A 12743-nucleotide genomic window follows, 5' to 3' on the forward strand; every position below is an offset into this window, starting at 1 on the left:
TCGGCGCGGCGAGCGCCACGGCGGGCCGGCGCTATCGTGTTGTTGGACCATGATGTTTTTCCAGAATGCGTTCGCCCTTTGCGAAATGATGTTCTATTTTTTGAATCCATGGCTTTGAGGGGCCGAATTCATCGGAAGAACAAACGCATTTGAGCCCGGGAAAGCATTTATGAGGGACGACACACCGGAAAGCGAAAGCGCCTCGGCGCTGGCGCCGTTCCGGCATGGCATCTTCCGGGCGGTGTGGTCCGCCAGCCTGGTTTCCAATTTCGGCGGCCTGATCCAGGGCGTCGGCGCCGCCTGGATGATGACGACGATCGCCACCTCGTCCTACCAGGTGGCATTGGTCCAGGCCTCGACCACCTTGCCGATCATGCTGTTTGCGCTGCTGGCCGGCGCCATCGCCGACAGCTTCAACCGGCGCAAAATCATGCTGATCGCGCAGATCTTTATGCTGATCGTCTCGGCTCTTCTGACCGTCTTCACCTATCTCGACCTGATGACGCCGTGGACGCTGCTCGCCTTCACCTTCCTGATCGACAGCGGCACCGCGCTCAACAGTCCGTCCTGGCAGGCTTCGGTCGGCGACATGGTGCCTCGCACCAAGGTGCCGGCGGCGATCGCGCTCAACTCGATGGGCTTCAACCTGACGCGCAGCGTCGGCCCGGCGATCGGTGGTATCATCGTTGCCGCGGCAGGTGCCGCCGCGGCCTTCGCCGTCAACACGCTGAGCTATGTCGGCCTCATCGTCGTGCTGGCCCGCTGGAAGCCGGAACTGCCGGCATCGACCTTGCCGCGCGAGACGCTGGGCGCCGCAATGGGCGCCGGCCTGCGCTACGTCGCCATGTCGCCTAACATCGGCAAGGTGCTGGTCAGGAGCTCCGCTTTCGGCTTCAGCGCCGGCGCGGTCCTGGCATTGCTGCCGCTGGTCGCGCGTGACGTCGTCAAGGGTGATGCCCTGAGCTACGGCATCATGCTCGGTGCCTTCGGCATCGGCGCCGTCGGCGGCGCGCTGATCAGCGTCAGGCTACGGCAGCTGCTGTCCAGCGAAACCATGGTGCGCACGGCATTCGCCGGTTTCGCCGTCTGCGCCTTCAACGCCGCCGTCAGCGATCATGCCTGGCAGACGTCGCTCGGCCTGCTGGTCGGCGGCGCCTGCTGGGTGACGGCGCTGTCGCACTTCAACGTCACCGTACAGATGTCGACGCCACGCTGGGTGGTCGGCCGCGTGCTTTCGGTCTACCAGACCGCGACCTTCGGCGGCATCGCGCTCGGCAGCTGGGTCTGGGGCGTCGTCGCCGACGCGCATGGCGCCGAAGTCGCCCTGATGGCGGCCAGCGTCGCCATGCTGGCCGGAGGTGCCATCGGCCTGCTCCTGCCGCTGCCGCAGCAGGCGGTGCTCAACCTCGATCCGCTCAACCGCTTCCAGGAGCCGCATCTGGCGCTTGATCTCAAGCCGCGCAGCGGTCCAATCGCCATCATGATCGAATATGTCATCCGTAACGAGGACGTGCCGGAATTCCTCGCCACCATGGCCGAGCGCGGCCGCATCCGCCGCCGTGACGGCGCCCGCAACTGGACATTGGCGCGCGATCTCGAAAATCCGTCGATATGGATCGAGCACTACCACACGCCGACCTGGGTCGAATATATCCGCCACAACAGGCGCGCCACCTACGCGGACGCCGTCATCGGCGAGCGTATAAGGGCGCTGCACAGCGGCAACGAGCCACCGCGCGTCCGCCGCATGATCGAGCGCCCGACGACGGCCGGCACGGCGCTGGTCATGCCGAAGGGGCCGATCGAGCATTAGTGGCTGGCGGTGCGTCCAGTTGGACGAGCAAAATGAAATTGCGGCGCCTGGCCCAATCCGCGAATGCACGAACAGGATGGCCATTGTCGAGAGACGGTTATATCAGTTGATGTGACTATGACCAGTAAGGGGAGACGATGCGTTACATACGTCCGCTTTCAATTGAAGACGCCGCCGGCCTGTTGGCCAGTTCGGCCGGCACGGCCGCCATCCTCGCCGGAGGCAGTGACCTCTTGGTGAGAATGAAGGGCGGCTTTATCGAACCCGACCTGATCGTCGACATCAAGGCGATCGACGGGCTTGGCGAGATCAGGGAAACAGCCGAGGGCTTCAGCATCGGCGCGGCGGTCCCCTGCGCCGTGCTGGGCGAGAACACGGCCCTGCAGAAGGCATGGCCCGGCGTCGTCGAAGCGGCCAAGCTGATCGGCTCGAAGCAGGTGCAGGGACGCTGCACCATCGTCGGCAATCTCTGCAACGCCTCGCCGGCCGCCGACAGCGTGCCGGCGCTGGTGGCCGCTGGCGCCAAGGCGGTGGTCGTCGGCCCGGGAACCAGGCGCACGATTGCCGTGGAAGCGGTGCCGACTGGGCCGGGCAAGACGTCGCTGGCCAAGGGCGAGATCATCGAGGCAATCCTGCTCGACAAACGTCTGCCGCGTTCGGGCGATGCCTATCTGCGTTTCATTCCGCGCACCGAGATGGACATCGCGGTGGTCAGCGCCGGCGTGAACCTGACGCTCGACGAGCAAGGTCGCGTCAAATCCGCCCGCCTGGCGCTGGGCGCCGTGGCGCCGACGGTGGTTCTGGTCGAGGAGGCCGCCGAGGTTCTCATCGGCTCCAAGCTGGACGAAGCCACGCTGGAGAGGCTCGCCAAGGTCTGCTCGGGCGCCTGCCGTCCGATCGACGACAAGCGAGGCACTATCGAATTCAGACGGAAAGTTGCGGGTGTGCTGGCCAAGCGGGCCGCCACGACCGCCTATACACGTGCAGGAGGCAAGTGATGGCCGGTGTAGCAGTATCAACGACAATCAACGGCGACAATGTCGAGTTCCTTTGCCAGCCGGACGAGACGCTGCTTGATGTCCTGCGCGATCGCCTGGGACTGACGGGCGCCAAGGAAGGCTGCGGCACCGGCGACTGCGGCGCCTGCAGCATCATCCTCGACGATCGGCTGGTGTGCTCGTGTCTGGTGCTCGGCGCTGAGGCCGAGGGCCGGCACCTCGAGACCATCGAGGGCATGGCGCATGGCGACAGGCTGCATCCGCTGCAGCAGAAATTCCTGGAGCACGCCGCACTGCAATGCGGCGTCTGCACGCCGGGCTTCCTCATGGCGGCCAAGGACCTTTTGGCCAAGAACCCCGATCCGACCGAGGAGGAGATCCGCTTCGGCCTCGCCGGGAACCTCTGCCGCTGCACCGGCTATGACAAGATCGTGCGTGCCGTTCAGGACGCCGCCATCGTAATGAAACAAGCGTGATGAAGGGAGCATGACGATGAATTTCGATCCGCGTTACTCCGGACGCAATTTCACCTCTGTCGGCACGCGTCCCGTTCGTCCCGACGGCGTCGACAAGGTGACGGGCCGTGCACGCTATGGCGCCGACTTCAACATGGCTGGGCAACTGGTCGGGCGCGTTCTCAGAAGCCCTCATGCGCATGCCACGATCAGGAAGATCGACACGTCGAAGGCGGAGAAGCTCGCCGGCGTCAAGGCGGTGATCACCGCGGCCGACCTGCCCGACCTGACCGACGGCGATGCCGCCATGTACGACATCCTCGACAACTGCATGGCGCGCAAGAAAGCGCTCTATGACGGCCATGCCGTGGCCGCGGTCGCTGCGGTCGATGCCCGCACGGCGAAGCAGGCACTGAAGCTGATCGAGGTCGACTACGAGGTGCTGCCGCATGTCACCGACGTCGACGAGGCGATGAAGCACTCCGCACCCCTGATCAACGACGCCATCTTCACCGAGGGCCTCGAGGAAAAGCCCGTCAAGCCTTCAAACGTCACCAAGCGCACCCAGTACGGCCATGGCGACATCCATGAAGGCTTCGGCCAGGCCGATTTCGTCGTCGAACGCTCCTTCAAGACCGAGCAGACGCACCAGGGCTACATCGAGCCGCATGCCTGCGTCGCCAATGTCAGCTCCGACGGCACCGCCGACCTCTGGGTCTGTACGCAAGGCCATTTTGTCTACCGCCAGCACTGTGCCCAGCTGCTTGGCATGGAAGCCTCGAAGCTGCGCGTCACCTCGTCGGAGATCGGCGGCGGTTTCGGCGGCAAGACCCATGTCTGGGCCGAGCCGGTGGCGCTGGCGCTGTCGCGCAAGGCCGGCCGGCCGGTCAAGCTGGTCATGACGCGCGACGAGGTGTTCCGCGCCTCCGGCCCGACCAGCGCCACCTCGATCGATGTTCGGATCGGCGCCCGCAAGGACGGCACGATCACGGCGGCCGAGGCGACTCTGCGCTATAGCTGCGGCCCCTATGCCGGCATGTGGGCCGAGATCGGCGCCATGACCGCCTTTGCCTGCTACAAGCTCGAGAACGTCAAGACGGTCGGCTACGAAGTGCTGGTCAACCGGCCCAAGACCGCGGCCTATCGCGCGCCGTCGGCGCCGATGGCGGCGTTTGCGGTGGAAAGCGCGGTCGACGAGCTGGCCAAGGAGATCGGCATGGACCCGGTCGAGTTCCGGATCAGGAACGCGGCGCAGGAAGGCACCAGATCGTCCTACGGCCCGGTATATGGGCCGATCGGCATCGGGCCGACGCTGGAGGCGGCGAAGAACCATCCGCACATGAAGGCGCCGCTCGGCAAGAATCAGGGTCGCGGCATGGCCTGCGGCTTCTGGTTCAACTTCGGTGGCCAGACCTGCACCGACCTCAACATCGGCATGGATGGCTCGGTCTCGCTTGCCGTCGGCACGGTCGATGTGGGTGGTTCCCGCGCGTCGCTGTCGCTGGTGGCGGCGGAGGAGCTTGGTATCCCCTATGAGCAGATCAAGACGGTGGTCGCCGATACCTCCAGCCTCGGCTACAACGATATGACGGACGGCAGCCGCGGCACCTTCTCGTCTTCGATGGCGACGATCTCCGCCGCTCGCAACGCCATCAAGGTCCTCAGGCAGCGCGCCGCGCAGATGTGGGACATACCCGTCGACGACGTGGTCTGGGAAGAGGGTCATGCGATTGCCAAGGGCGCGACGCACGGCAACCTCTCGCCGCTGTCGCTGAAGGAGATCGCGGCCGCTTCCGGAAAGACGGGCGGACCCATCGCAGGCCATAGTGAGCTCGTCGCCGACGGCGCCGGCGTTTCGTTCGCCACCCATATCTGCGATATCGAGGTGGATCCCGAGACAGGCTCGACCAGGGTGCTGCGCTACACCGTCGTTCAGGACGCCGGCAAGGCGGTGCATCCGACCTACGTCGAGGGGCAGTACCAGGGCGGTGCCGCGCAAGGCATCGGCTGGGCGCTCAACGAGGAGTATATCTACGGCAAGGACGGGCGGCTGCAGAACCCTGGCTTCCTGGATTACCGCATCCCGGTCTGCTCGGACCTGCCGATGATCGACACGCAGATCCTCGAGATCCCCAATCCTAACCATCCTTACGGGGTGCGCGGCGTCGGCGAGACCTCGATCGTGCCGCCGCTGGCGGCGATCGCCAATGCGGTGTCGAACGCCGCGGGCGTGCGGATGACGCATATCCCGATGTCGCCGCCGCGCATCCTGGCGGCGCTCGAGGCGGAACGGGAAGGCTGATGGTCGAAGTAACGCTCTGGGGGTCGCTCGGCGCGATCGCCGGAGGCAAGAGCAAGGTCGAGATCGAGGCCAAGGATATTCGGGAGCTGTTCAGGAAACTGGCCGAACAGTATCCCGGCCTCGAGCCATACATCGATCGCGGCATCGCCGTCGCCATCGACGGGACGATCTATCGCGACACCTGGTCGAAGGAACTGCCGGAAGGGGCGGAGATTTTTTTGTTGCCGCGGTTGGCTGGGGGGTAGGTGAGGTCGTCGGCATTGCCTAGCATCAAGGTCTCAAACGTCGTTGATGGGGCCGACAACGGACCGGCAGCTTCGAGCCCGCGGATATCGAAAGCGGACATTCACGTCGATGTGGGCATGATCATGATCTGACCCCGAACAGACTGGGAGCGAGGTGCCAAAAGCTTCAACGCCGAAGAGCGATGTAGGTCAAATCAGACGATCCTCATTATGACATCGATATTGCCCCGTGTCGCTTTGGAGTAAGGACAAATCTCGTGCGCTTCATCCACCAGAATTTGTACCATATCGCGCTCCAGACTCGGCACGGCAATATCCAGTTGGACGCTAAGAAAGTGGCCGTTTTCTCCGTAGTTCAGATTCACCTCGGCCTCGATGCTCATCCCTGCAGGCAGCGCGATTTTTCGTTCGTGGGCCGCAGATGTGATTGCGCTTGCGAAGCTGGCCGACCAGCCGGCCGCGAGCAACTGCTCCGGATTGGTGCCGATGCGCGCCGATCCAGGCGTCGATAGCCAGATGTCCAGAAGGCCGTCGGAACTGCGCGAGGCGCCATTTTCGCGGCTGCCCGTGGTTGCGGTCCTGGCCGTATAGACAACCCTTGCGATGTGGCTCATTGGCATTCTTTTGCTGGTAGCGGTAACCGCCGCTTGGGCGGTTGCCGCGAACTCCATCAGGCGTCGACTTCGACAACTGCATCGGCAAAGGCCTGCGGCGCTTCCTGGGGCAGGTTGTGCCCGATGCCGCCGGTGACGACCCGATGCGCGTATCTGGCCGGGAACATCGTGGCGTACACTTTGGCGTCCGGATGCGGCGCGCCATTGGCGTCACCTTCGAGGGTGATCGTCGGCACACCGATGACCGGTGCCTGCGCGAGTCGCTCCTCGAACGCGTCGTATTGCTGCTCGCCGGCGGCAAGTCCGAGCCGCCAGCGATAATTGTGGATCACAATGGCCACGTGATCGGGATTGTCGAAGGCTGCGGCGCTGCGCTCGAATGTGGCATCGTCGAAATTCCACTGCGGCGACGCAAGTTGCCAGATCAGCCTGGCGAAATCCCGTGTGTATTTCTCGTAGCCGGCGCGGCCGCGATCGGTGGCGAAGTAATATTGATACCACCATTGCAGCTCGGCCTTGGGTGGCAGCGGCAGCTTGCCGGCTTGCTGGTTGCCGATGAGGTAGCCGCTCACCGAGACCATCGCCTTGCAGCGTTCAGGCCATAGTGCGGCAATGATGTTCGCGGTGCGGGCGCCCCAGTCGCAGCCGCCAATCGTCGCCTTTTCGATGCCCAGTGCGTCCATCAGGGCGACAATGTCCGCGGCAATCGCAGACTGCTGACCGTTGCGCATCGTGTCATCCGACAGGAATCGGGTCGTGCCGTATCCGCGCAGGTAGGGCACAATCACGCGGTACCCCTTTGCGGCAAGCAGGGGAGCGACATCGGCATAGGTGTGGATGTCATACGGCCAGCCATGTAGCAGGATGACGGGCGGGCCGTCGGTCGGTCCAAGTTCCGCATAGCCGACGCTCAGCACGCCGGCCTCGATCCGCTTCAAGGGCCCAAAGGACGCCGCAGGCTCGCCAGTCGTCTGTTGCGCTTGTGCCGGGCCGATCAGGCCGAACTCAGTGGCGGCGACAGCCATCGCGGCGGCGCCAAAGAACCGACGGCGATCTTGGTCGATCTCATCCGGGATATTGAGTGAATGCATTTGGGAACCTCTATCCTTGCGCGGGCGATCAGCCGAACGTGAATGCAAAGACCTCCACGCCTGAGTCGAGAAACTCGATCTCGAACTGCCGATCGATGATGGGTTTCGATTGTCGGATCAGTTGGTACAGGCGCTGCTCTGTCACTGCGCCTTCGCCCTTTTCATTGACGTCGATGCCGTGAGCCGTGCCTGGCGGCTGTCCGTCGATCAGCACGCGAAATCTCACAGACGTTCCCGGCGCTGCCGGACCCATGACCAGATGAAGGTCGCGCGCGTAAAAACGGTACGCGATGCGGCCATCGGACTTGTTCAGTACGGCGGTTTCTTTCCTTACCGTCCAACTGCCAGACAGCCCCCACTCATTCAGGCGTAGTCGCGCCGGCACGTCGTAGATGTGCGGCGCGTCCAAGACCGCTTCATCGCCGGAGGCAAAATTCTGGGTGCGTTCGTAGCCGAGATAATTTTCCAGAGACTTGAGGGTCTCCCAATCGGCCGCGGCTTCGATGCCGCGGGCATCCACCGACACAGGCTCACGGTCGAATCCGCCGGCGCCAGCCTCAGTCAGCAATTCCTGGATGACCATTTCCGACTGTTGGTATGAGCCCTCGCCAAAGTGGTGATACCGGACGCGTCCTCGCGAATCGACGAAATAGAGTGCCGGCCAGTACTGGTTGCTGAAAGCCCGCCATATGAGATGGTCATTGTCGACGGCGATCGGGTAATCGATCCCCAGGTCTTTCACCGCCCGGTGCACGTTGTTCAGGTCTTTTTCGAACGCGAACTCCGGCGCGTGGATTCCGATCACCACCAGACCATGCTTCCGGTATTTCTCGTCCCAGGTCTGAACGTAGGGAAGCGTGCGCAGCCAGTTGATGCAGGTGTAGGTCCAGAAATCGATGAGGACGACCTTGCCATGCAAAGCCGACGCCGTCAGCGGCGGCGAATTTATCCACTCGTTCCCCACGCCAAGCGAAGCAAGCTCGGATTGACCCTCAAACTGGAGGGAGAAAAGTCCGTGAAGAAACGGAACCCTCATCGGTGCGGAGGCTATCGGCTGAGCCACATTCGTGTCTCCCAGAAAACTGGCAATCGGAGCCCCGATTGCCAGTGCGAGCGCCACGGCGACGAGCAGCTTGGTTGCTTTCATCGACGACGCCTTTTCAGTTTCGATCGATATCGCCGCGCAGACGATTCGGCGGCGCGCTGCGCGCTGAATCCTTCAAAGCGGAAGCTCTTTGCCGGCCTGCTCAGCCACCATGTATTCCGCGTACCAGTCCGGCCAGTTCTCATCGCGCTGGCCGCCGTTGCGCTTCTCGTGCTCGCCGTGGGCCTCCGACGCGCGTCGCAGCGCGGCAGCAAGATCCGCTCCGGAAGCGTAGGTCGTGACATTGGAGTCGATCCGGCCGGGAAAGCGGGTGGTGATTTCCTGCAGCAGCCATTCGTTGCCGTCCGGGTCCTTGAACGTCGCGAACGAGGAGTAGCTGCGCCGCTCGGGATCGCGCCCCTTGACCGCCGGCCTGCCGGGACCTGTGCGGTGAAACGCCTCGCTGACCTCGGCGCCGTGGCCAATGAGCTCGACGCGCGCCGCCTCGATGTCCGACACGACAAGATAAAGTCCGCTTGCCGAGCCGGGCGCCGCCGTCGTGATCCCCGTGCCGAAGTGGATCGAGGCAGGCGAGCCCGGAGGTGTGAACTGCACACCCCGGAACGTATCGCCGACGACGAAATCGCCGTCGAGCCGCCAGCCCAGGCCGCTATAAAAGCTCTTGGCGCGATCGACGTCCGAGACGGGGATGACCACGACCTCGAGCTTCATGTCGAGCGCCTGCTTTTTGAGGGTCCCGGTCGCAGTTTCGCGCTTTTCGTCATGGGGCGTCTTCATGGTTTGAGACATTTGTCGTTCCTTTCGAGTGAGGTGGTTGTTTGGTTTGCCGCAGCGGCCTGAACGCGGCGCGCAACTCGGCAGAAAAGAGCTCCGGCTGCTCCCACGCGGCGAAGTGGCCGCCTTTGTCGACCTCATGGAAGTAGATCAGGTTGGGGTAGGCGCGCCGGGCCCAGGTCTCGGGGGCCCGATAGCCTTCGCCCGGAAAGACCGTGATGGCCACCGGCAGCGAGACTTCGCTGGTCTTTTCAGCGCCGGCAAAAACGGGACTGCGCCCGCCGCCGTACTCCCAGTAAATTCGCCCGGACGAGGTGGCGGTGTTCGTCAGCCAGTACAGCGTGATATCGTCCAGCACTTCGTCAGGCGACTTTTCAGGGTCGCTTTTGTCGTAGGTCCAGCCCGAAAAGCCCGGATGTCCGAGCATCCAAGCGGCGAGCCCTGCGGGGGAGTCATTGATGGCGTAACCGATCGTCTGGGGCCGGGTGCCCATCATCGTGGCGTAGGATCTGTTCCCCATCTTGGCGGCCATGCTGAGCGCATCGAAGGCCGCGCGCTCCTTGTCCATGAGCCCCGCCGGCGCGGGTCCGCCGGCGGCGAGCACCGCGGCAATCTCTGGCGGTACGACAGCCGGCAGGTTGACATGAATGCCGAGCAGGCCTGCCGGGGCCAGACGTCCCATTGCATTCGAAACGGGAGAGCCCCAGTCGCCGCCCTGGGCGACGTAATCTGTGTAGCCAAGGCGCTTCATCAGCTCTGCCCAGGCTCGTGCAATGCGGTCTGTACCCCAGCCAGTATCTGTGGGTTTGCCGGAGAAGCCGAAACCCGGCAACGACGGCAGTACGAGGTCGAACGCGTCTTCCGGGCTACCGCCATGCGCCGTGGGATCGGTGAGCGGGCCGATGGTCTTGAGCAGTTCGAGCACCGAGCCGGGCCAGCCATGCGTCATGATCAGCGGCAGGGCATTGGGATGTTTCGAGCGAACGTGAATGAAGTGGATGTCCACGCCGTCGATCGTGGTCATGAACTGGGGCAGGGAATTCAGCTTCGCTTCCGCTGTCCGCCAGTCGTAGGCCGTGCCCCAATACTCGACGAGCGGCCTGATCTTCGCGAGCTGTATGCCCTGCGACTGGTCATCGACCGTCTCCCGGTCGGGCCACCGTGTCTGCGCAATGCGACTGCGAAGATCATCGAGCGGCGCTTGCGGCACATAGACTTTGAAGGGCCGGATCGAGCGATCCTCAACTGGGTTGGCGGAGGCGGGCGCGGAAAGGATGCAAAGCCCGAATGCCAGCACGGCCGCCAGTTGGTCGAGCCTCATGGCTGCACCGTCTTGTCCGGAGTGTGGAACGTCACCGTTTGTTTGGTGAAGACTTTGCCTTCTGGATCCACCACCTCGATCAGCACCATGTGCTGGCCGCTTGGCATGCCCACCAAGATGATGGTGTTGCTCTGACCGTAGTCCGCCCACGCCCAAGGCAGGTCGTCGACAGTGACGTGCAGATGCCCGACCCGCGGAGACACGTTGCGCGCGGCCGCCCCGCCCACAGGCAGGATGCGCAAGTTCTCCACCCGGTACGGGATGAACACGACGCCGCCGACCAGCGGACCCGGAAGCGGCGGCTCCACGATCAGCTTGGGTGCGGGCTCGTTGTCGATGGGAACGACCGTGCTCTGGGCAAACGCGCCCGTGGCGAGCACGGTGCAAGCCGCGAGTGCGGCGAGCGTCTTGATGAGGGGGTTCATTGCAGTCGCTCCCTTCGGAGGTTCGCTACGCAGCTATCGCTGGGCGGAAGATGACGCGCGTCCGGCGCGCCATCCCCCGCCAACACGTCATGTCTGCAACGTCTTGAATGTTGCGCGCACCTCATCGGTGAAACTCTTCGGCTGCTCCCAGGCGGCGAAATGGCAGCCCTTGTCCGTGCGGCCATAGTGCAGAAGCTTCGGGAACGCCCGTTCGGTCCAACTCTTCGGTGCGGTGTAGATTTCGCTGGGGTTCGCTGTCGCACCGACGGGAATGGTGATGCCCTTGGCGTCGAAGAAGCCGGCCTTCGCCGTTTGCGTATGTTCCCAATAGAGACGCGCCGACGAGATTGCCGTGTTCGTCAGCCAGTAGAACGTGATGTTGTCGAGGATGTCGTCGCGGGTAAGGCCCTCCGGCTCTCCATCGAAGGAGCGGGCGATCAGCGCATAACTGTCCGCATCGTGATCGAGGATCCACGCCGCCAGGCCGGCCGGTGAATCGACGATCCCGTAGAGAGTTTGCGGACGAAGAGCCATCTCGTTGGCGTAGCCCAGGCCGTTTTTGTAGAAGAACGCTACCTGCTCGTAGGCACGCTTCTCGTCGGGGCCAAGATCAGCGGGGGGCGGACCGCCGGAGGCTAGCGCCTTCACGATCTCCGGCGGAATGGTCCCCGGCATATTCGTGTGGATGGCGACCAGCTCGGGAGGTGCGATCAGGGCCATCTGTTCCGTGATGAGTGCTCCCCAATCGCCGCCCTGCGCGACGTAGCGGTCGTAGCCGAGGCGTTTCATCAGCACGATCCACGCCCGCGCGATGCGCCCCGGATCCCAACCGGTTTCGGTGGGCTTGCCGGAAAAGCCGTAGCCCGGCATCGACGGGATCACCACGTCGAACGCGTCGGCCGCGGTACCGCCGTGCGCAGTGGGATTGGTGAACGGATCGATAATCTTTAGGAGTTCGATGACCGAACCGGGCCAGCCATGCGTGATGATGACAGGCAGTGCGCCCCGATGTTTGGATTTCACGTGGATGAAGTGGATGTCGAGGCCGTCGATCTCGGTGACGAAATTCGGCAGCGCCTTCAACCGCGCCTCGCATTTGCTCCAATCATATTCCGTTCCCCAATACTGCATGAGCTTCTGCATCGTGGCGAGTTGCACGCCCTGCGTTGGCCCTACCGTCGCAGGGGTCGACCAGATCCGCCGGGAGGCCTCGTCGGATACGAGCTCGCGCTCGGGCCAGCGCGTAGCGACGATGCGCCGACGAAGCTCGGTGAGCTCCTCCTGCGGGAAGCTAACCGTGAAGGGGCGGATGCCATCGCTGGTTGATGCGGCGGCCTTTTGTGACGGGAGCAGGCTCGCGGCGCCTGCGACGGCGATGCCGACCGCGGCAGTGCCCAAGAGTCGCCGGCGATCCTGGTCGATTGTTTCGGAGGTTCTGGTCGTGTCCATGGGACTCTCCTGGGGTTGATGGATGCGATCTGCACTGCTTGACGTACCCCCGGGAGATGGGATTAGCCCGTTATGCGTCGTGAGCTCTTGTTAGTCGCTGCCCGCCAGCCGCTTTTTTGAGCAGATAGGAGGGGCCAGACAGTGGAGACTC

12 protein-coding genes are annotated in these 12743 nt (G+C 63.7%); 5 read left to right on the forward strand and 7 right to left on the reverse strand.

The window, feature by feature from the left end:
• Positions 1-169: 169 nt before the first annotated feature.
• From NKH98_RS04480 to NKH98_RS04500, 5 genes are all read left to right on the forward strand, one after another.
• Positions 170-1813: an MFS transporter gene (locus tag NKH98_RS04480; protein ID WP_352896872.1), complete on the forward strand. Its 1644-nt coding sequence runs from the start codon at positions 170-172 to the stop codon at positions 1811-1813.
• A gap of 137 nt (positions 1814-1950) precedes the next feature.
• Entirely contained in the window at positions 1951-2811 is an 861-nt protein-coding gene (locus tag NKH98_RS04485) for an FAD binding domain-containing protein (protein WP_352896873.1), read from the forward strand.
• Complete coding sequence (locus NKH98_RS04490) at positions 2811-3287, forward strand: (2Fe-2S)-binding protein (RefSeq protein WP_352478287.1); 477 nt, start codon at positions 2811-2813, stop codon at positions 3285-3287. Before NKH98_RS04485 ends, NKH98_RS04490 begins: the two co-directional genes overlap by 1 nt.
• A gap of 16 nt (positions 3288-3303) precedes the next feature.
• Positions 3304-5568, forward strand: a complete 2265-nt coding sequence (locus tag NKH98_RS04495; protein WP_352897128.1) for a xanthine dehydrogenase family protein molybdopterin-binding subunit — start codon at positions 3304-3306, stop codon at positions 5566-5568.
• Positions 5568-5813 (forward strand): MoaD/ThiS family protein, encoded by a 246-nt coding sequence (locus tag NKH98_RS04500; RefSeq protein ID WP_023675441.1) that lies wholly within the window; start codon positions 5568-5570, stop codon positions 5811-5813. The genes NKH98_RS04495 and NKH98_RS04500 overlap by 1 nt, the downstream gene beginning before the upstream one ends.
• A gap of 194 nt (positions 5814-6007) precedes the next feature.
• Here NKH98_RS04500 and NKH98_RS04505 read toward each other — a convergent pair whose 3' ends face one another.
• The 7 genes from NKH98_RS04505 to NKH98_RS04535 form a co-directional block, all read right to left on the reverse strand.
• Entirely contained in the window at positions 6008-6427 is a 420-nt protein-coding gene (locus NKH98_RS04505; RefSeq protein ID WP_352896874.1) for an Ohr family peroxiredoxin, read from the reverse strand.
• A 56-nt stretch (positions 6428-6483) separates the two neighbouring features.
• Positions 6484-7503: an alpha/beta fold hydrolase gene (locus NKH98_RS04510; RefSeq protein WP_352897129.1), complete on the reverse strand. Its 1020-nt coding sequence runs from the start codon at positions 7501-7503 to the stop codon at positions 6484-6486.
• Between the two features lie 43 nt (positions 7504-7546).
• On the reverse strand, positions 7547-8665 hold the full coding sequence (locus NKH98_RS04515) for a redoxin family protein (protein ID WP_352896876.1): 1119 nt from the start codon (positions 8663-8665) through the stop codon (positions 7547-7549).
• A 72-nt stretch (positions 8666-8737) separates the two neighbouring features.
• Positions 8738-9334, reverse strand: coding sequence for a VOC family protein (locus tag NKH98_RS04520; RefSeq protein WP_352478279.1), 597 nt, complete (start codon positions 9332-9334; stop codon positions 8738-8740).
• 49 nt (positions 9335-9383) lie between these two features.
• Positions 9384-10718, reverse strand: coding sequence for an epoxide hydrolase family protein (locus NKH98_RS04525; RefSeq protein WP_352896877.1), 1335 nt, complete (start codon positions 10716-10718; stop codon positions 9384-9386).
• Positions 10715-11143 carry a DUF6130 family protein gene (locus tag NKH98_RS04530; RefSeq protein ID WP_352506306.1) on the reverse strand — a complete coding sequence of 143 codons (429 nt, stop codon included), beginning with the start codon at positions 11141-11143 and terminating at the stop codon, positions 10715-10717. The genes NKH98_RS04525 and NKH98_RS04530 overlap by 4 nt, the downstream gene beginning before the upstream one ends.
• 87 nt (positions 11144-11230) lie before the next feature.
• Positions 11231-12592 (reverse strand): epoxide hydrolase family protein, encoded by a 1362-nt coding sequence (locus NKH98_RS04535; protein WP_352896878.1) that lies wholly within the window; start codon positions 12590-12592, stop codon positions 11231-11233.
• Between the last annotated feature and the right edge of the window lie 151 nt (positions 12593-12743).

This window comes from Mesorhizobium sp. M0833, assembly GCF_040319905.1.
GTDB lineage: Bacteria > Pseudomonadota > Alphaproteobacteria > Rhizobiales > Rhizobiaceae > Mesorhizobium.